The organism is Secundilactobacillus angelensis (assembly GCF_012641075.1).
GTDB classification, from domain to species: domain Bacteria; phylum Bacillota; class Bacilli; order Lactobacillales; family Lactobacillaceae; genus Secundilactobacillus; species Secundilactobacillus angelensis.
This window is the reverse complement of sequence record NZ_JAAXLJ010000007.1, coordinates 47,543-66,965: the sequence shown is the minus strand read 5'-3', so window position 1 is coordinate 66,965 and position 19,423 is coordinate 47,543. Positions and strand designations below refer to the sequence as shown.

General features: G+C 41.7%; 21 protein-coding genes, 2 tRNA genes and 1 other RNA gene. 13 read left to right on the top strand and 11 right to left on the bottom strand.

Annotated elements, in window-relative coordinates; translation table 11 throughout:
- Positions 1 to 70: 70 nt before the first annotated feature.
- Positions 71 to 1,108, bottom strand: a complete 1,038-nt coding sequence (locus HC026_RS05625) for a branched-chain amino acid aminotransferase (protein WP_168925016.1) — start codon at positions 1,106 to 1,108, stop codon at positions 71 to 73.
- 197 nt (positions 1,109 to 1,305) lie between these two features.
- On the opposite strand from HC026_RS05625, the gene HC026_RS05620 reads away from it, so the two are divergent.
- A complete protein-coding gene (locus HC026_RS05620; RefSeq protein ID WP_168925015.1) occupies positions 1,306 to 1,635 on the top strand; it encodes a hypothetical protein in 330 nt (109 codons plus the stop codon).
- A 194-nt stretch (positions 1,636 to 1,829) separates the two neighbouring features.
- Here the strand turns inward: HC026_RS05620 and HC026_RS05615 are convergent.
- Positions 1,830 to 1,902, bottom strand: a tRNA-Gln gene (locus HC026_RS05615).
- 191 nt (positions 1,903 to 2,093) lie between these two features.
- Between HC026_RS05615 and HC026_RS05610 the strand changes: the two genes are divergently transcribed.
- From HC026_RS05610 to HC026_RS05600, 3 genes are all read left to right on the top strand, one after another.
- Positions 2,094 to 2,166, top strand: a tRNA-Glu gene (locus HC026_RS05610).
- A 189-nt stretch (positions 2,167 to 2,355) separates the two neighbouring features.
- Positions 2,356 to 2,862 carry a CvpA family protein gene (locus tag HC026_RS05605; protein ID WP_168925014.1) on the top strand — a complete coding sequence of 169 codons (507 nt, stop codon included), beginning with the start codon at positions 2,356 to 2,358 and terminating at the stop codon, positions 2,860 to 2,862.
- 53 nt (positions 2,863 to 2,915) lie between these two features.
- Complete coding sequence (locus HC026_RS05600; protein ID WP_168925013.1) at positions 2,916 to 3,122, top strand: hypothetical protein; 207 nt, start codon at positions 2,916 to 2,918, stop codon at positions 3,120 to 3,122.
- Positions 3,123 to 3,183: 61 nt separating this feature from the next.
- Here the strand turns inward: HC026_RS05600 and HC026_RS05595 are convergent, their stop codons facing one another.
- From HC026_RS05595 to HC026_RS05580, 4 genes are all read right to left on the bottom strand, one after another.
- Entirely contained in the window at positions 3,184 to 4,530 is a 1,347-nt protein-coding gene (locus HC026_RS05595) for a glucose-6-phosphate isomerase (RefSeq protein WP_168925012.1), read from the bottom strand.
- Between the two features lie 83 nt (positions 4,531 to 4,613).
- Positions 4,614 to 5,465, bottom strand: a complete 852-nt coding sequence (locus tag HC026_RS05590; protein WP_168925011.1) for a GRP family sugar transporter — start codon at positions 5,463 to 5,465, stop codon at positions 4,614 to 4,616.
- Positions 5,466 to 5,620: 155 nt separating this feature from the next.
- Complete coding sequence (locus tag HC026_RS05585) at positions 5,621 to 7,078, bottom strand: sensor histidine kinase (RefSeq protein WP_168925010.1); 1,458 nt, start codon at positions 7,076 to 7,078, stop codon at positions 5,621 to 5,623.
- Complete coding sequence (locus HC026_RS05580; RefSeq protein ID WP_168925009.1) at positions 7,075 to 7,818, bottom strand: response regulator transcription factor; 744 nt, start codon at positions 7,816 to 7,818, stop codon at positions 7,075 to 7,077. The genes HC026_RS05585 and HC026_RS05580 overlap by 4 nt, the downstream gene beginning before the upstream one ends.
- A gap of 239 nt (positions 7,819 to 8,057) precedes the next feature.
- Here HC026_RS05580 and HC026_RS05575 point away from each other — a divergent pair, with 239 nt between their 5' ends.
- On the top strand, positions 8,058 to 8,831 hold the full coding sequence (locus HC026_RS05575; protein ID WP_168925008.1) for a Cof-type HAD-IIB family hydrolase: 774 nt from the start codon (positions 8,058 to 8,060) through the stop codon (positions 8,829 to 8,831).
- A 64-nt stretch (positions 8,832 to 8,895) separates the two neighbouring features.
- Here the strand turns inward: HC026_RS05575 and ssrA are convergent.
- Positions 8,896 to 9,267: a transfer-messenger RNA gene (gene ssrA, locus HC026_RS05570) on the bottom strand.
- 71 nt (positions 9,268 to 9,338) lie between these two features.
- Entirely contained in the window at positions 9,339 to 9,704 is a 366-nt protein-coding gene (locus HC026_RS05565) for a hypothetical protein (RefSeq protein ID WP_168925007.1), read from the bottom strand.
- Between the two features lie 281 nt (positions 9,705 to 9,985).
- On the opposite strand from HC026_RS05565, the gene HC026_RS05560 reads away from it, so the two are divergent.
- The 3 genes from HC026_RS05560 to HC026_RS05550 all read left to right on the top strand — a co-directional run bounded on the left by HC026_RS05560 (position 9,986) and on the right by HC026_RS05550 (position 11,738).
- Entirely contained in the window at positions 9,986 to 11,173 is a 1,188-nt protein-coding gene (locus tag HC026_RS05560) for a D-alanyl-D-alanine carboxypeptidase family protein (RefSeq protein WP_168925006.1), read from the top strand.
- A 119-nt stretch (positions 11,174 to 11,292) separates the two neighbouring features.
- On the top strand, positions 11,293 to 11,445 hold the full coding sequence (locus HC026_RS05555; RefSeq protein WP_168925005.1) for a hypothetical protein: 153 nt from the start codon (positions 11,293 to 11,295) through the stop codon (positions 11,443 to 11,445).
- A 131-nt stretch (positions 11,446 to 11,576) separates the two neighbouring features.
- Positions 11,577 to 11,738 carry a hypothetical protein gene (locus HC026_RS05550; protein ID WP_168925004.1) on the top strand — a complete coding sequence of 54 codons (162 nt, stop codon included), beginning with the start codon at positions 11,577 to 11,579 and terminating at the stop codon, positions 11,736 to 11,738.
- Positions 11,739 to 11,797: 59 nt separating this feature from the next.
- On the opposite strand, the gene HC026_RS05545 is transcribed toward HC026_RS05550, so the two are convergent.
- Entirely contained in the window at positions 11,798 to 12,070 is a 273-nt protein-coding gene (locus tag HC026_RS05545; protein WP_168925003.1) for a LysR family transcriptional regulator, read from the bottom strand.
- Between the two features lie 167 nt (positions 12,071 to 12,237).
- Positions 12,238 to 12,414 carry a hypothetical protein gene (locus HC026_RS05540; protein ID WP_168925002.1) on the bottom strand — a complete coding sequence of 59 codons (177 nt, stop codon included), beginning with the start codon at positions 12,412 to 12,414 and terminating at the stop codon, positions 12,238 to 12,240.
- A gap of 290 nt (positions 12,415 to 12,704) precedes the next feature.
- On the opposite strand from HC026_RS05540, the gene HC026_RS05535 reads away from it, so the two are divergent.
- Positions 12,705 to 13,133, top strand: a complete 429-nt coding sequence (locus tag HC026_RS05535) for an OsmC family protein (protein WP_168925001.1) — start codon at positions 12,705 to 12,707, stop codon at positions 13,131 to 13,133.
- A gap of 58 nt (positions 13,134 to 13,191) precedes the next feature.
- On the opposite strand, the gene HC026_RS05530 is transcribed toward HC026_RS05535, so the two are convergent.
- Complete coding sequence (locus HC026_RS05530) at positions 13,192 to 13,644, bottom strand: MarR family winged helix-turn-helix transcriptional regulator (protein WP_211089422.1); 453 nt, start codon at positions 13,642 to 13,644, stop codon at positions 13,192 to 13,194.
- Positions 13,645 to 13,842: 198 nt separating this feature from the next.
- Between HC026_RS05530 and HC026_RS05525 the strand changes: the two genes are divergently transcribed.
- From HC026_RS05525 to HC026_RS05510, 4 genes are read left to right on the top strand one after another with little or no spacing between them, the layout of a single operon-like run.
- A complete protein-coding gene (locus HC026_RS05525) occupies positions 13,843 to 14,655 on the top strand; it encodes a LicD family protein (RefSeq protein WP_168925090.1) in 813 nt (270 codons plus the stop codon).
- Between the two features lie 23 nt (positions 14,656 to 14,678).
- Positions 14,679 to 16,211 carry a Ppx/GppA phosphatase family protein gene (locus tag HC026_RS05520; RefSeq protein WP_211089421.1) on the top strand — a complete coding sequence of 511 codons (1,533 nt, stop codon included), beginning with the start codon at positions 14,679 to 14,681 and terminating at the stop codon, positions 16,209 to 16,211.
- The gene (locus tag HC026_RS05515) at positions 16,208 to 18,379 is read left to right on the top strand and encodes an RNA degradosome polyphosphate kinase (RefSeq protein WP_168924999.1); all 2,172 of its coding nucleotides are present in this window, start codon (positions 16,208 to 16,210) and stop codon (positions 18,377 to 18,379) included. Before HC026_RS05520 ends, HC026_RS05515 begins: the two co-directional genes overlap by 4 nt.
- Positions 18,379 to 19,362 carry a Ppx/GppA family phosphatase gene (locus HC026_RS05510; RefSeq protein ID WP_168924998.1) on the top strand — a complete coding sequence of 328 codons (984 nt, stop codon included), beginning with the start codon at positions 18,379 to 18,381 and terminating at the stop codon, positions 19,360 to 19,362. Before HC026_RS05515 ends, HC026_RS05510 begins: the two co-directional genes overlap by 1 nt.
- Positions 19,363 to 19,423: the final 61 nt, after the last annotated feature.

Sequence of the window (19,423 nt, the reverse complement as noted above, 5' to 3'; positions counted from 1 at the left end):
TAACATAAGGTCAGCAACATCCCCAAAAATTGGAGAGTTGCTGACCTCATCTTTACTAAATTAAATCAAATCAAAGTTCGACCTTTTGAATCCAGCCTTCAGGTGCTTCTACATCACCAAATTGAATACCAGTCAGCGTATCATAAAGCTTTTGCGTCACTGGTCCAACCTCGGTTTCACTGTAAAAGACATGAAGTTGATCCTTATATTCAATACCACCAATTGGTGCAATGACGGCTGCTGTACCCATGGCGCCAGCCTCCGTAAAGCGATCAAGATCGTCGATGAAGACGTCACCTTGGACCGGTTTCATCCCCAAGTTATGTTCGGCCAGGTATAGTAACGAATACTTGGTAATACTTGGTAAAATTGAATCCGACTTCGGCGTCACAAATTCATTGTCTTTCGTAACCCCAAAGAAGTTTGCTGAGCCTGCTTCCTCAATCTTAGTATGGGTTGCTGGATCCAGATAAATGACATCAGAGAACCCGGCTTTATGTGCTTCATCACCAGGTAACAGACTACCGCCATAGTTTCCCCCAACTTTGCTTTGACCAGTACCATGAGGAGCCGCCCGGTCATAATACGAAGTCGTAAAGTTAGTTGGCTTAACGCCACCTTTATAGTAGGCACCCACGGGCATTGCAAACACTGTAAACAAGTATTCGGGTGCTGGATGCACACCGATATTGCCGCCAACGCCAATCATTAATGGACGTAAGTATAGCGTGCCGCCAGTTCCATACGGAGGAACGTAATCAGCATTTGCTTTAACCACTGACTTCACCGCGTTAATAAACTTATCGGTCGGAAATGCTGGCATTAGAAGTCGCTCACAGCTTTTCTGCATCCGAGCAGCGTTTTGATCAGGCCGGAATAACTGGATATCGCCGTTTTTAGTCCGATATGCTTTAAGCCCTTCAAAATCCGCTTGGCCATAATGTAAACCAGTCGACCCTTCACTAATATGTAACGTTGCATCTTCCGTAAGTGTGCCATCATCCCATTTGCCATCTTTATAATGTGCTAAGAAACGATATGGAAGATCCATATATTCGAAACCTAAGTTTTGCCAATCAATCTCTGATGGTGCTGGTGCTTTTGCCAATAGAACCACTCCTTAGCAGATATTATTAAAAATAAATTAGTGTTATTCACTAATTTTAATAAATTGTAGGCTGATTTTTGAAAGGTGTCAAGCATTTCCCGCAACAGTGTTCCCCCCTAAGTCTTGCGGCAGACTCCCACCATCTGCTACAATGTCAGTGCAGGTAAATGCAGTTAGAGGGAAAAGAGGTTAATTCCTTGTCAAGCAATTCAGACTCAATCTATAACGTACTCACCTTTGTTCAGAGGCATCCTGACCGAGTTGTCTTCAAGCCACGGCAGTATGCAAATGCTGTCACTGTTGGTATTCCTGATAGTGTAAAAGTCTCAAACCCGGAAATTTATTTTCCGAGTGACAGACTAAGTGTAAACTTATTAGCAGATTCATTTGTTGGTGAAAACGGCGATCTTCTGAATCACTTTTATGAGTTAACCAAACAGTCCAAGCCTGACTTCAAAGAGGTTTGGGTCACAACTAGTCACTTAAAACGTCAAAACATGTATATGCTGGATCTGTCATTTGAATGATTGAATCCTTCATGCAAAGACGGACTGACTCTTCCGTGAGGTTGAATCAGTCCTTTTTTAGTATTTGGTCGTTAAATTCCCTTCAACGATTAGTATTTATACATTTAAAGTACTAAAATTAGCAATAGCGTAAAAAATACAAAAAAGCCGTCATCACTAACTCCATAGAATCAGTGATGACGGCCGAAATATAATTGGGTATACTGGGCTCGAACCAGTAACTTACGGATTCAGAGTCCGCTGCCTTACCAATTTGGCGAATACCCAATAACTATCTGACAAGTTAACAGTTTAGCGGTTTTTAAAAATATTGTCAACCAAAAATGGCGGAATTCAGAAGAAAATGCATGATTAACAATCATTAACGAATATTCTATCAGAAACATTGACTTTTACCTTGAAATCGTGTAGATTATTATATTGTGTTAAGCTAGTTAAATAGGTGTCATTCATAACCTTGCCCGCTGGTCAAATTGGTTAAGACGTCGCCCTCTCAAGGCGGAGTTACGGGTTCGATCCCCGTGCGGGTGATAGAGCAACAATATAGGTTTGCTAGATAGTTCTAAAACGCTGATTTAACAGTGTTTTAGGCTTTTTTATTTTACACTAGGCTGTTCAATCTAGGATTATTTAAATTATTGTGTTGTTCTTGCCAGACTTAACTATTTCTCACCAATTTTTGCTAAAGTAGTCTAAATTGATTCTATAAATGGAGGCATTATGGTTTTTACTTGGGGCATTATTATTATTTTAGCTCTTGGCTTAATTTCAGGCTACCGAAGAGGTTTCGTATCTGTTGTGATGTCGTTGTTAGCTTATATCGTTGCATGGCTAATTGCGACCATTTTTAGCCAAACGCTGGCGGAATTTTTATTTCAATCGGTCACTTCCACTAATTCTTCAGCCATCGCGACACCAAGAATGCTTTCAGGTGTCGTATTCTTCATACTATTCGGTCTTGCGTACTCCATTGTCCGCCATATCGGTAGAAAACTTAACCTCATCACACGCTTACCGTTAATTCATTCGGTCAATGCTCTGGTTGGTGCTGCATTAAACTTCATTGTGCGTTATTTGTTAATTTTCTTGGTGCTAAATCTTCTCCTGCTCTTCTCGAACCAATGGATCAAAACACAGTACCAAAACTCTCCAATAGCACAAGATATTGTTAAAAACACACCAGTAATGTCCAAGCAGCTGATTCAATCGTGGCAACAAAACAATTAAAATCGATTCTAAAATTAGTTAACTCATCTAACTTAAGAAGGGAAGCAAGTTAAGTGCTGACAATGATTGTTCTTGGTTTAATCGTTTTCTTCGGACTGCGCATCTTTTTCGGCCTCTTTGGCTGGCTGTTTCGAATATTGGGGATTCTGATCGTTGGTGGCTTGATTTTTGTCTTTGCCTCATCCTTTATCGGAATCTTCGCCATCGTCGTGTTGGTCCTATTCGGCAGTTGGATATTTACCGCGTTCTCAAATAGCTAACCTCATGAAACTCAAAAACCCTCCGATCTTAAACGATCGAAGGATTTTTTTAAATTTCGTATTATAGGCGTTTGTTAAGCTTTTCGCCTAATTCTTCATAACCTGGTTTACCAAGTAATGCAAACATATTGGTTTTGTAAGCCTCTACTCCTGGTTGGTTGAATGGGTTGATTCCGTTCAGGTAACCAGAAATGGCAACAGCAACTTCAAAGAAGTAAATCAAGTAACCAAGTGTGTATTCGGATTGGTCAGGAATATGAACACTCATGTTAGGCACGTTACCATCCGTATGGGCTAAGGTAACCCCTTGGAAAGCCTTTGTATTGGCAAAATGCATGGTTTCACCCTCAAGGTACTTCAAACCGTCAAGATTTTCAGCTTCCTTGGGAATATCAACATCTTGATTTGGCTTGTCAATAAACACAACGGTTTCCATTAAGTTACGGAGACCCTCCTGAATGTATTGACCAAGTGAATGCAAATCGGTCGAGAAGTTAGCTGATGAAGGATAGATGCCCTTCTCGTTCTTACCTTCTGATTCACCCATTAACTGCTTCCACCATTCAGCAAAGTACTGCATGTTTGGTTCGTAGTTCTCAAGCAATTCAGTAGTGAAGCCCTTCCGATACAAAATGTTTCGGTAGGCGGCGTACTGGTAAGCTTCGTTCTTAGTTAAATCTGGGTTATCGTAAGCGTCCATTGCATCCGCAGCACCAGTCATCAATTGATCGATGTCTGCGCCAGAAGCAGCAATTGGCAATAATCCAACGGCTGTCAGAACTGAATAACGACCACCGACACCGTTTGGAATAACAAAAGTTTCGTAACCAGCAGCGTCAGCTTCCTGCTTCAAAGCGCCACGTTGTTTATCAGTGGTAGCGTAGATACGCGACTTAGCACCATCTTCACCGTATTTTTTGACAAGCAATTTTTTGAAGACCCGGAAAGCGATTGAAGGTTCTGTCGTTGTTCCTGATTTTGAAATAACGTTGACTGAGAAGTCGCGATCACCAATCAGTTTAATTAAATCGTTGACGTACGATGGACTCAATGAGTTCCCTGCAAATAAGATTTGAGGAGCGTCACGTTGTTCATCTGGTAAATAGTTATAAAAGGTTTCGTGAAGAAAATCAGTTGCCATCTTGGCACCCAAATATGAACCACCGATGCCGATTACAACTAATACCTTTGAATCTGATTGAATCTTTTTGGCCGCAGCCTTGATTCGCTCAAATTCTTCTTTGTCGTAATCCTTAGGTAACGTTAACCAATCCCGAAAGTCGCTGCCGGCGCCTGAACCCGTTCTTAATTCTTCATCTGCAGCGTTGACTAACGCCTGCATTTCACCAAGTTCATTGTCGTGAACAAACTTATCAAGCTTTGAAGCGTCAAAGGAAATGTGTGCCATTTAACTGTACCTCACTTTTATTTTGATAAAATCCATTATATCCGATTTCACCGAAAAAATAAATGGACTATACCACAATTTAATTATTTTAACATTCCAAGTATAACACTACCAACAATGACCAGAATCGACCCGATCGTGATGTAAGCCATTTCACGACCAGTTTTTTTCTCCCCAAGAAGCAAAATGCTCCCAAAGGTTGAAATGATGATTCCACTTTGAGCTAACGAATAACTGATTGCCAAACCAACTGCGGGGATTGACATAAACATGAAGAAGTTCCCAATTCCCCATACTAAACCGGTACCCATATTCTTGACCATTGGTTTACCGAATGGTTTGTTTCTAGCAGCAAACAACAGCGCGCCAATCACCATTCCGATTGATTGAGGCAGAAAAACTGCCTTGGAATTTACTCCTGATGAATTGACGATCACAGTATACAACGTATAACCAATTGTGGAGAAGATTAAGGCTCGCACCCCTGCTGCGGCATTATAACCTGTTCTAGCAACGTTTGCCCGGTCACGTAGCGAGGTAAACACGATTCCAGCAATTAAAACAACCATTGCCGTACTGCCTAAAACTAACATTCTGGTAGTAGTCCACTCATGGAACAAGAAAACACCTGCCAAAGTTGTACAAACAAGCTGCATCCCGGTTGAAACGGGAACGGTAACCGAGATTCCGATTGCTTTCATCGACTGGAACTGCTGGAATTGACCAACTGCCCAGAATAAACCTGAAGCGATTCCAACTAACCAAACGAAACTCGTTAAGTGTGGGTGAAAATAAAACACACTAAAGATGCCAAACAGGAGCGCACCAACTGTCATTCCAAGTGTTTGCTGGTATGAAGTACCACCCAGTTTGCCACTAATTAACCCAATGCTCCCCCAACAAATCGCGGGGATTAATGCTAAAAGTATTGCCATGAAATTCACTCCGTTCTCTCTTTCATCGTTCAAAGTATCTTTGAAAGCGCTTTATTCTCTTTTCATCTAGTTTAGTTTACTCGATTTTGGTCAAAAAAAAAAGGATTATCTTTAAAATCCTTTATTCTTAATCAATTTCTAAATCGGAGCTCATTTTATTTGCTTTGTTGATCGGGGAAAATAACCGTAAATGTCGTTCCTTGTTTTGGCTTGCTGGTCACTTCAACCTTACCATCATGCAGTAAAACAAGCTGGTGAACGATAGCTAATCCCAATCCTGACTCACCGTACTTAGTATTAGTCCGCGATGGATCAGCCTTGTAAAATCGATCCCAGATATTAGCTAACTGCTTTTTAGTCATTCCCATACCGGTATCTGAAATCTTAAAGATGGTTTCTTGATAACCGCGTTGCGCCAAGATAACAATTTGACCATTTTCGGTAAACTGAATGGCATTTTGCGTGATATTAAACATGATTTGGACAAAGCGGTCGTAATCAGCGTATACCTCGATATCAGTACCACCTTGAACGCTAATTTGATCGTTTTTGGCAGCTGCTTTTTGTGCCAATTGCTCGGCCAGCCGGTTCAACGTATCGATGGCGTTGAACTGCTGCTTATTCAGACTAATTTGATTATTCCGAATTTTCTCGTAATCCAAGTTCTCATTAACCAAACGAATTAATCTTTTTGTTTCGTTTCGCATTAAATCAATACTCTCGGCTTTACTATCTTCAGGAATAGCATCGTAAGCCAGACCTTCTAACAGGCCATTAATGGTTGTTAGAGGTGTCCGCATTTCATGAGCCGCATCCGCCATAAATTCTTTTCGACGTTGCTCTTGTCGCTGAATTTCTTCCTTAGATTCCTGCAACGAACGCGCCATATTATTGAAGTCGTTTGCTAAATCGTCAACTTCATCACGATTTTTACTGGGGACCTGAACCTCATAATTACCGTTAGCAATTTGCTTAGTCGCCTTTCGCAGTCGTTCAATTCGCGAGGTTAAGTAGCGGGCAATGAAGAACGCCAGCAGCATTGCCACAAAACTAGCAACTAAGAGCGCCTTCGTTAAGTTAGAGTTGATTTCCGCAATATTGGAATTAATGTTTGAAACGTATGTCCCTACTCTAACCACTGCGACAAGGTGTTTTTGATTGCTCTGGTCAGTATAAAAGTAAGGCTTTAACACATCGGTCATTGCGGGTTCGGTTTGACCGCCGCTTGTGCGTGATTGTTGATCAGTCACTTTTTGAACAATTTTCCCCCGCTGTAATTTTTGCCAATCACTGGACTTAATCTTAGAAATATAAACGTTATCAGGGAAAATAGCCGTATTATCCTGGTTATAAATCGTAAAATTAACCGATTGATTGCGTAGCAGGACTTCACTGTTAAGCAGCGATTCCGAATCAAAATTAACGTGCTGCGGATTACTGGATGAAACTCGTACTGACTGTTCCACCAAACTATTGGCGTACTTTTCCAAACTCGTCCAGGTATTTTGATAGACATACTCCTTAGTCATACTGCTAAAAGACAGACCAAGTAAAACCAGGACGATTGCCACCATTGATAACAAGGCTAATAACTGCTGGTAGACCAGTTTCATTGTTCATCAGCTCCGGTATCATCAAACTTATACCCGACTCCCCAAACCGTCTGAATAACTTGTGGACCAACCTTTTCGATTTTTTGACGGAGCTTTTTAATATGGGCGTCCACCGTTCGTTCATCACCATAGTATTCATAATCCCAGACCAGTTGTAACAACTGTTCCCGGGAAAATACCTGACGTGGCTTTTGTGCCAATGTCCGCAACAAATCAAACTCTTTGGGTGTCAGGTCATTAATCTGCTTGCCGTTCAAGTATGCCTCACGAGTTTTGCTATTTAACTGGAATTTTCCAGTATCAATATCAAACTGCTCCTCAGCGGTAGTACTACCAGATGACATTGGTTCATGTTCGGCCACGTTGCCGGCAATCTTTGCACGCCGATCTAACGCCTTAATCCGGGCAATTAGGGTTATTGGGCTAAATGGCTTGGTCACGTAATCATCAGCGCCCATCTCTAAGCCGAGTACCTGATCACTCTCAGAATCACGAGCCGTCAACATGATAATGGGGACAGTTGGTGATGACTTACGAATTTCAGCACTGACCTGCATCCCATCCATCTTTGGTAAGTTAAGGTCCAGCGTGATCATATCCCACTCTTCTGGGCTCTCATTAAACATTTGAACCGCCTGCTCACCATCATATGCAAAATGAGCGTCCCAGCCTTCTTTTTTAAAAAACATTTGCATCATTTCTGACACAGATTTATTATCTTCAATCATTAATATTTTCATGTCGAATCCTCCGTCAATCAATAACTTTTTTCAAAAAGCTGATTCGGAAACATTTAAGTTGCCATTATTAAAGTATAACTTTCATCTTTGAACACATCAACAATGCCAGAAATGTGCCGTCTTCTGCGATTTTTCTATAATCGTTCCTATTATACTCGAAATGTGTTAATCGTCACAAATCAAATATAAGAATGTGCTACAATCGACATAATAAAGTAACAGGAAAGGTGAATTGATTCATGACAAAAGCAATCGTCTTTTTTGACTTAGATGGTACATTACTCAACGATCAAACCCAACTTGATCCTGAAGTTATCGACGCTATCACCCAGCTAAAAGCAAATGATGTGTTACCAGTAATTGCAACTGGCCGCAACATTTTTGAAATTAAAACCGTGCTTCAACAAACTCAAATCGATACTTTAGTCTCTGCCAACGGGGCCTTCATCGCGTTGAACGGCAAGCCAATCGACGTCACGGTCATCCCCAAAGACGTCATTAAGCGACTGACCGGCTTAGTCAAAAATCACGATGATGCTTACGCAACACTGAATAATCAAACTGATCGAATCAATCGAATGACTGCAAACGTCAAAAAAGTCTATCATTATATTAACAGTCCGATTCCAATCATTGATCCAACGTTCTGGCAACTTTACCCGGTACACATGATGCTGATTATTGCCACTGATGAGAACGACAAAGATTACACCAGTAGTTTTAAAGATGAACTCACTTTCTTCAGACAAACGCCATATAGTATTGATGTTGTCGGTCCCGGCGTATCAAAAAAAGCTGGTATCACTACCCTGCTTTCACGCCCAGAATTCAAGGGTATCCCAACGTATGCTTTTGGTGATGGCAATAACGACTTGCCCATGTTTGAAGTCGTCGACCACAGTGTTGCAATGGGGAACGGTCTCGAGCCTGTAAAAAAAGCGGCTGAGTTTGTCACCACTGCTAACGTAGACCATGGCATCGTCAACGGACTTAAGCATTTTAAACTCCTCTAAACGTGATACTGCATCAAAAAACCATGACTCCCTGAAAATGGGAATCATGGTTTTTTATATTATCTAGTGGAGATGGCGGGAGTCGAACCCGCGTCCAAGCATATCGCCACCCAAACCTCTACGCTTATATTCAGACTATTTAAAGTTCACTGATCAATTCGCCGCCTGTCAGGGCCAAACATGAACAGCTAACCTGATTAAGCTCTTCTGACGACTTCAGATGGGAGCCGGCAGCGTAAGCCCACTTAATTTAAGACCCGTATCAGACCCATGGGCGAGATCAGGCGGATCCTTACTTAGCGCTTATTAGGCAGCTAATGCAAGAGATTTTGAACTGTTATTTGCAGTTAAAAATTAGGTGAGGTTTTTAACGTAGACCCTCGCTACGAAGCGCAGTCTGAGTTCGACCTATACCTGTCGAATCCTTAACATCCCCATAAAAACTACAGTTTATAGTTTAGCATATTAATCGCGACTTAGAAAGCTAATTGACTGTAGTTTCAACCTCTAAAACTCGGTAATAGCTTCGTCTTCCGACAACTCCAGCCACAATGTTAGTGCCAAAGGATTAAAGTTCGACCAAGATGACATATCATTATATGCACGCTCTAATAATGTACATTTTTTATGTTTCTTAAGTTCATCAAAAACTGATAAGGCGAAAGTGTTTTCTTCCAGATCCGAAATAACGGTTGGTAAGTGATGTTGCCATTCAGCAATTAAATCTTGAAAAATCAGCAACTTACGAGCATTTTTAATCGTGTAGTCTACCCCTTGAGTTCTCAAATCCTCAACGAAATCTTGATACTCTTGCATCACAGCATCCCTGGCGTCTGCCCATTGCTGTGAATTATACGTTGGAAACTTTGACATGTTATCCCTTCTAACCTGAAATAAAAACTGGTATATAAACCAATCAAGGCCCGTCAACATTCGACGGGCTTCATTAGTACCTATGCTTCAGATTAATGAGTTTCGCTTCATTTGTCAACACACAGATTGAACCCCAGTTTGTACATTGTTTCACGTTCGTGTTCTGAACCATTACAATCAAGTGACCGCAACTACACAGTTTAATTACAATTCAAGAGATGCCGTTGTCAGGCAATGTTTATCATGCTAACTTGAATGTAAAGAGTAAAAGGGAGGAAATTATGACAACAACATTTAATCGATTCACCCGCGTTGTTTTGATGACGATTGCGGCTTTGTTAAGTTTATTTAGTCTCATGTCGTTAAAACCCGCTGCGGCTTCAGCAGCTAGTTACAGTGTCGTCAGCAGTTCTAACATGACCAAAACTGCCTATCACCGTGCTTCAAGTAAGGGGGCCGTGTACAACATTACCCATACTAAAAAGTTGGCGAGCTTGAGCAAGTATCCTAATACCACTTGGTATGCAACGAAAAAAGTCACCTTAAAACATGGCTCCACCAAAGCAATTTACTATGCCGTTAAGAACGGAGCCGGTACCGTTTCAGGCTATGTATGGCACAGTTACTTAACAAAGGGAAAGGCACCCCTATCCCTTAAGTATGCTAAATCAGCCGTTGCTATGAACGCCAAAACTGACAAAGTCTTATACTCAAAGAGTGCTAATACCGCGCGGCCAATCGCCAGCGTTACCAAGTTGATGACACTTTACTTAGTTGAGCAAAAGGTTGCTAATACCGGATCAACCTGGGATTCTAAAGTCAACACATCATACTCTGGGCTGAAACGAATGGGTAATTCTAGTGTGTACGGTGGTTTCAAATTTAAGCAAAACAGCTATACCGTTAAACAGCTGTATCAAGCTGCCTTAATTGAATCTTCAAATAACGCCGCAATTGCCCTTGGACAATGGGTTGCCGGTGGTTCAACACCATCCTACAACACCAAATTCATTTCCATGATGAACGCCCAAGCAAAGAAGTGGAACTTAGGGCACGCAACTTATGTTTCAGCTAACGGGATGGAACAATCTGCTCTGCGTGGCTACGGCTACTCAGTGAGTGGTAGTAACGCCAACATGGTTTCCGCAAAGGATGTCGCCTTGATTGCCAAACATTTAGTCACTGACTATCCTGCTGTCTTGGAAGACAGTAGTCGCGGTAGTTTAACCGTTGCCGGTCAGCTTTGTTACAACTATAATAACCTCTTACCTGGTCGTAAGTATTATGATTCCTCTCTCAAGGTAGATGGTCTAAAGACTGGTTATACCGATCTTGCCGGCTATTGCTTCGTCGGAACCGGCCAAAAGTCGGGACATGATCGTCTCATTACAGTGGTTCTGCATGATGAAGACGAATTTACAGAAACCCGTTCACTTATGCAGTACGTTTATGCTAAGAACCTCATTTAATCAAAATTGATTGTCTGACAAAACCTGGTTGCCCATCATTTTGGGTAACCAGGTTTTTGTCAATTTACGAGCGTGTTATCATGAATGAAACAAGTCACACATTGGGAGGGAGAATCGCTATGAAACAAGTTCTCGTTGAACTGTTCGTATTGTTATTAACAATTCTATTACTTTTAATTGGCATGACTCAGTTTCATCAACCAGGAAAATCCAAGTCTACTCAGCCACAAATGATGCATTCTACCGAATATATTGAACAGCGTGTTTCCTGAAACACCAGTAATCTGTAAATCAATTCGTTTATAATTTATGTATGAATATTTAATAAAGAAGCCTATTGATAGCTTCCAAACCGCTTTCTGTGTATAATGATGGCAACTTAAGACAAGGGAGTGTTAATAGAATGAACGCAACTCAAACGACTGATACTAGGGGTTGTCACTTTGATTACAACCATCTTCGGCCAATAACGGAAAAAGATCTGCAACAATTTAATGCAGCCGAACGCAGTTACATGCAGACTCATCACTACGGTATCGAGCTTCATACCAACAAATTAGTATAAAAAATCGGCCAGATTACCTTGAAATTCAAAGTAATCTGGCCTTTTTAATAGAAATAATTTTACTCACTCTCAGGGTCATCCAAATCCCGTTCAATATCAATTCCGTACAACTTGTTGACTGCGGCATCACGAGGCGCTTGATGCACGATCAAGATGGTCGTCGCTCCCTTGCTGCTAACGTAGCCTGCAAAAGTGGTGACCTCCTCAACCATATATGCCAAACCGTCAGAATGGATAATGTATTGTCCCGCAACCGGCATGGTCTCAAAGTAAACCTTGTTCATGCGAATGTAGTCGTCATTATCGTGTAAGACTACCATAACTTTGTACAAACTAATCGCCCCTTCTTCACCTTACTGTTATTAAACCACGATTAATTACCTGATGGCAACTTGCCAAGCATTTTAGAAATTAAATTCAAGTTAACAACGTACCAACACACAATAAGCGGGATGACAAAATATCATCCCGCTTATTGTAACTATCCCAAATCAAATTGCTAGATATCCGTTTGTCCCCGCGTACCGTTCTGCTCCCCAAACAGCTCGGTATGGGTGAGTACCATCGACCGAAAGTGTGCCATCGTCTCTGCATCAATCGATTTCCCTTGTTGATTGAACTGCTTAACCAAGGCTTCTCGCACTACGGGGTGGCCTGAAAAGTTTATCACACTCATTAGTGAGACCTCCAAAGCTTCAGGACTACCAAACCAACTCCTACAACAAGGTAATTATAGCTCATTAGGTGTAATTGGTCTAGTTTTAAAGTCGAAATTTCAAATTATCAATTAGATTTCCCCAACATGTATTTTCCCATTTTGAAAGCATGATTAGTCAAACATTGTTTTCATAAACGCATCAATTAAAAACCTTTTAATCAAAAATATCATAATTGGTATAGTTGAGTCGGCAACGTTGTGTTTTCAGATTTAAACCTCTAAAATAAGAACGAAAGGAGTGCTTAATTTTGACAGAAGAAAAACACTACATCCATAAATATGAAACAGAAGCCATTAATAACGATGGTGTTCAAGGCGTTGCTTATATTCCGAACGGTTTAGCAGTGGCCGTCAGTCATCCGCTAGAAGACACGCCAGGAACCAACCCCGAACAGTTACTCGGCCTTTCACTAAGTACATGCATGTCAGCTACTTTAGAAGCAATCGAGAAGGAAAATGGTTTGCCTCATCTCGCATCGGTTCACGTTCATGTCAGTATGGTGAAAAGTACTGATGGTCTGGACTTTCTAGTCACTGCCCGAATTCGGGTTCCCAACGTCACCCACAGTCAGGCTGTGGATTTTGTCCACCAAGCTGAACGTCGCTGTCCCGTTTCAAAACTATTGCGTAACAGCGGTAACTACACCGTTGAGGTTGTTGATAATTTTGATGATTAAAAAGCACCCTTCGAACCGCATTTTGTCTACAGTTCAAAAGGTGCTTTTTTCTATCAATTTACTGATTCCTTGAGTTATTCTCCAAATTAGCTGCTTCGCTAAACTCACGAATAAACTGCAGTAAATCATTGGCGCGATCCTCACCAAAAATATCAACCCAGCCGCTGAACCGATCTTCAGCCGCCTGCGCCAACACAGCCTCAATTTTGCTTCCCAAAGGTGTTAGACGCAAAAATTGTCTGCGATGATCCTTTTCATCACGCTGCTGAAAAATATAATTCAACTTTAATAACACTTTGATCTGCCGAGAAATGGCACTCCGCGTAACCCCCCGTTTGTCCGCGATACGTGCCAGAGTAACTTGGGCTTGTTGCGCAATATCATGCATAATCAGGTACTGTTCAAATGACAAATTAAACTTCATCGCCGGTTCTGAAACAAAAGAATCCAGATATTTAAGCGACTTCATGTAAACATCAATGTACTCATCCAGTAATTTTGATCGATCCATTTCACTCACCCTAATCTAATATCATTCCTATGTGTAGCTTATCATTTTCTTAAAAAGATTACCATATGAAAGCAAAAACACTGTAGTTTTCAAGACTTTATTTTGAAAGTAAACAACTCCAATCAGCGACTCGTAGAAGTTTAATCCGTAATAAAAAGAGTGTAAAATTAAGGTAAATTCAAAAAGAAGGCTAAGCTTATCGAACTCGTTGATCACATTCATAAAATTGAACTGGGAAACTTAGCAAAAATTATTTCACTCTGTAAGGAGCTATCCCTTAATTATTTTTTAATCGGAGGCTCCCTATTAGGCGCAATCCGGCATCAGGGGTTCATTCCGTGGGACGATGATATGGATATTGGTATGACCCGAGGCGACTACGAAAAATTTGCCAAACTGGCACCAAACAAGCTACGGGGTGACCACTACTTCCTGCAAACTCCCTACTCAGATGACGCGTACGGATTTAGTTATATGAAATTACTGGATAGACACACCTACATCGAAGAAAAGGGAAACGTGAATAACGCTCGAAAAGGCGTCTTCATTGACATTTTCCCCTTTGATCAGATTCCAGATGAACCAGCTAAAAGACGCAGCCAAATGACGCACTTTAAGCTCCTCGACAGTTGGATTATTTTAAAGGCTGGCTACAACGTGATTGAGACACCGCTACGCAAGTTTAAGTCAGACCCTAAGCCAGAAAAACTAGAGGATCTTAACCAGCTGAAACATGAACGTGAAAATATTATGCGCCAGTATGATAACCAAGGCTTTAACTTCTACAAAAATCTGGCCTCACAGTATAGTTACGATCGCGAAATTCTTTCTGGCAGTGAAATCAATAATTTAACCACGGTACCTTTTGAATATCTGCAAGTGAATGTGCCGACATCCTACGATGACATTCTTACCCGAATGTACGGTGATTATATGACCTTGCCACCCGAAAATCAGCAAACTGAAAAACACATCAGTCGTTTAATTATGGATAATCAAGTGTTCTATTAAATTTTATTTTGGAGGCGACTAATTTGGCAAACCATTACTTTGGGACAATGATTATCTCCGTTCAAGGATTGGAGCTACTCATTGTTGACCTGAAATCACTTAAAACAATTGAACGGGTTCACAAAGAGCTCCCAGTCGGCGATGACTTATACCGACATCAGCCGATTAAATTTGATTTAGTGGATCAAATGGCGACATCGTTACGGGGCTTTTTACAATTGCTCAACGACTACCAAATTGAGGATTACCGGCTTTGGGGAAGTGAGGCGCTTTCCAAGGCGATCAACGCCGATTTTATCGCTGACCAAGTGTTTTTAAAAACCGGGATCAAGCTTAACTGGTTATCGATCAGCGAAGAAACCTACTATCGTAACCAGGCTGTACTCGTTGACCTGCGTCAGAAGAAAATCGCTTCCAGCCAGGACTTAACTTATTTGGTGGGCATTAACTCAGGGAACACCACCATTACGCAATTTAATAAGCTGTCGTTTGTGTATTCCAGTTACTATTCTTTGGGTCCAGTTCGAATCGCTGAAGATCTGCAAAGCCTCCGCCAAAGCGCCCCTAATTCTGTTGAAGTTCTTAGTGATTATATTGATAGTAAATTGTCAGACTATAAACGATTATTACCTCAGGAAAGTGTTGATGGTCCAAGTGAATTAATTTTACTCAGTTCGATGCCCCTGAGCCAGCTAACCGTAGAAAATGAACAGAATCATACACTCACTGCAGACCAATTTGAAGAAATTTTTGATCGTGTTGTGGATGCCTCTGACCAATTTTTGATTGAACAATACGGCGTTAAAGAGACTGAAATTCCTTTATTACTACCGGAACTATTATTAGTTCGCAAACTGATGCACTTAACCCAAGCTGGTTCACTGCATTTTTCTCGAAATACCGTGCTGGATGGCTTAGCCATTAACGAAGCGGTCAGCAACGGCTACAGTAAGTATGATTTCTCTGAACAGACCATCACCGCTGCCTCCAATATGGCGAACCATTACCGTGTTGAGCCCGTCCATCGTGAACTGGTCACGAAGTTTGCCTTACACCTCTTTGATCAATTAAAACCAATCCACCAGCTTACGTCCCGAGACCGCTTGTTACTCCAAGTTGCTTCAATTTTGCATGACGTTGGCGCTTACGTTGCTGCTCATGAACACTATCTGCACTCTGACTACATCATTCGGCATACAAGTATTATTGGGTTGTCGATTCACGAACGGCAAATTATCGCCGCCATTGCCAGATATCATAGTTCTACAACCCCAAGTGAAGATCTGAGTCATTTCCAGAAGTTGGACACTGGTGAGCGGTTATTGGTTGCAAAGCTTGCTGCGATTCTTCGTCTAGCTGATGCGTTAGATGACGATCGGCAACAAAAAATAAGTCGAATCTCTGTTTCAATAAAAACACCGGCACTCGTCATTACGGTTTATAGTAATGACAACTTATCCTTTGAAAATTGGGAGTTCGCGTATAAGAGTCAGTTTTTTGAAGAAACGTTTGGTTTGAAACCAAGGTTGAAGCAAAGGAGTGTGAGTTCAAAATGAGTGATAAAAAGAATTACAGTAACCCTGAATACTTCACCAACCGTGAATTAAGCTGGCTCGATTTTAACGACCGTGTGTTAGAGGAATCACGAGATAAGGGCAATCCACTCCTTGAACGATTAAAGTTCTTAAGTATCACTCAAAGCAATCTCGATGAATTCTTCATGGTTCGGGTGGCTTCTTTAGCAAAATTAGCCGCAGTCAATTATCCTAAACCAGATGCCTCGGGCTTAACCGCTGAAGAACAATTACGAGCCGTTAACGTTCGCGCCCACGAAATGCTGATCAAGCAATACAATACGTTGAACCGCTCACTGATTCCTGCTGTGCAGCAAATTGGCGTCCACGTCAAAAAAGCGACTAATTTAACAGCCGAACAATTTCAGTTTATCAAAAGTTATTTCCACGACGAACTTTATCCGGTACTAACGCCAATGGCTGATGACAGTTCCAGACCTTTCCCATTCATCGCTAATGACACGTTAAACCTGGCCGTTCAACTCACACCTAACGATGGCAGCGGTCACTTATATGCAACCTTGCAGATTCCAGACGTTTTCCCGCGTGTAGTCCGGTTACCCGGTGAAGAAAATACCTTTATTCTTATTGAAGAGATTATTAAAACCTTTGTCGGACAACTCTTCGTTAACTATAACGTGAAAGAGAGCGTCGTCTTCCGTGTCATTCGCGATATGGATTTGGACGTTGCTGAAGAAGATACATCCGATCTACTCAAGGACGTTCAGCAGCAATTGAAACTGCGCGAACACGGAAATGTGATTCGCCTCGAAGTTGAAAACACCATCAGCAAAAAGTTGTTAAAACGGTTGAATAAAGAGTTGGGTACTCCCGACTTCGCCGTTTATGAAGCCAGCGGTCCAGTCGATTTAACTTATTTGAGCAAACTGGTCAGCCAAATCATTAATCATGATGATTTGAAATACGCCAGCTTTCCTGCTTACCAGTCAAAGAAATTAGACCATAACCATGATATTTTTGCGGCTATTCGTTCCCATGACTGGTTAATGCAACATCCCTACGACAAGTTTGACCCTGTGGTAGAATTCATCCGTCAGTCTGCATCCGATCCCGATACCTTAGCCATTAAAATGACGCTTTACCGGGTGTCTGGCGACTCACCAATTATCCGCTATCTTGGCCGGGCTGCTCAAAATGGCAAGCAAGTAACCGTACTGGTGGAGGTTAAAGCCCGCTTTGATGAGCAAAACAACGTTCACTGGGCCAAACAACTTGAAAAAATGGGCTGCCACGTGATATATGGGTTAATTGGGCTGAAAACGCACTGTAAATTATCACTGGTTGTCCGCCGAGAACAAGGCGGTATTCGTCGATACATGCATATGGGTACCGGTAACTATAACGACGTTACTGCACACTTCTACACGGATATGGGCTTGTTCACTGTCAATAATGACATGGGTATCGATGCTACCAATATCTTCAATATGCTATCCGGCTATTCCAAGCCGCCCTACTTTCACCAGCTCCACATTAGCCCAGATGGTATTCGCGAATTTATATACGACAAACTGACTCAAGCGTGTGATGCTGCTAAAGAGGGCGCTAAAGTAACTGTTCGGATGAAAATGAATTCCTTGTCAGATCAAAAGATGATTGAACATTTATATAAAGCATCTCATTGTGGTGTCAATATTCAGCTGATTATTCGCGGAATCTGTTGCCTGAAAACGGGGATCCCAGATGTGAGTGACAATATCACTGTTCACTCCATTGTTGGTCGTTTTCTAGAACATAGCCGGATCTACAGTTTCGATATTGACGGTCAGCAAAGTGTTTATCTTTCTAGTGCTGACCTGATGACCCGTAACTTGAATCGCCGAGTAGAATTACTTTTCCCAATTCTACAACCCGATTTGGCCGATCGCGTACTTCAAATTTACGACACGATGTGGCATGATAACGTTAAGACACGGGTACTGCAACCAGACAATTCGTACGTACACATTGACCGTCGAGGGTTGGTACCGCTGGAATCACAAGCTGTCTTCGCTAAAGCGGCTGCTGAACGTGTCCAACGTGATCAAACTGCAGCAGCTAAGGCGGCCCCTACCGAATTTCAACCCATGTTGAGTCCCGAAAATCAACCCAATCCTTTAAATTACGATGATGGGAGTGAATCTGACTAATGGAAAATTTTGCAGTGATTGATCTGGGTTCCAACTCAGCTCGAATGACGATTACCCAAATCGATGATGATGGCACTTACTCTACGGTTAAACAGATGAAAGAATACGTTCGGCTTTCCGAAAATATGGGTGAAAAAAAGCTCCTACAACCCGAAGCCATTGACCGAACAATGGTAGCCTTGCAGGAATTCAAAGATGTTTATTCAAAGATGAACAACGTCCGTCTCAAAGCAGTTGCAACAGCTGCCACCCGTCAAGCTACGAATCAAAAAAAGTTTCTAAAACGGGTTGAAACTGAGCTAGACATTAAACTTGTCGTCTTGCCTGGCACCATGGAAGCCTACTATGACTATCTTGGTGTGAGCGAAACCTTACCAGCAACCAACGCAGTCATTTTAGATACTGGTGGCGCCAGCTCCGAAATTGTGCTGGTGCAAAACAGTGCTATTAGTCATCTGATTAGTATTCCCCTAGGCAGTGTTAACCTAACACAGGAATACCTACCTACCGATCAGATTACCGCTGCCAGCTTGTTTAAACTCATGACGTTTGTTAACGACGTTTATAGCAGCATCTGGTGGTTGCGTAACGGGCTTAATTTACCAGTTATTGGCCTTGGTGGAAGTAATCGGACAATGGCTAAAATCAACCGACGTTTCAATAATATCCTTGATTTTGAGAATATCCATGGTTATCGATTAAGTCGGCATTCAGTCGATGACACTTTCTCCAGAATTGTTAGCCAAGACTTAGAAGGCCGAAAAGCAATCCCTGGGCTCAGTAAAGACCGTGCTGACATCATAGTCGGGGGTTTGACGCCATTGACCTTATTGATGCGTTATCTGGACTCTGATCGCATTACTTTTTCTAATAGTGGTTTGCGTGAGGGAATTCTATTTGAACATCTAAAAGAATTACAGCTCCACAACGTTCATGCAAAAGCAGAAATGACTTTGAATCGCTTTACAACTGATGAAGCATAGTATCTCACATCAATTGCTTTCAACCCTAAGTCTTAACACCATGAACCAAAAAATCTGGCAA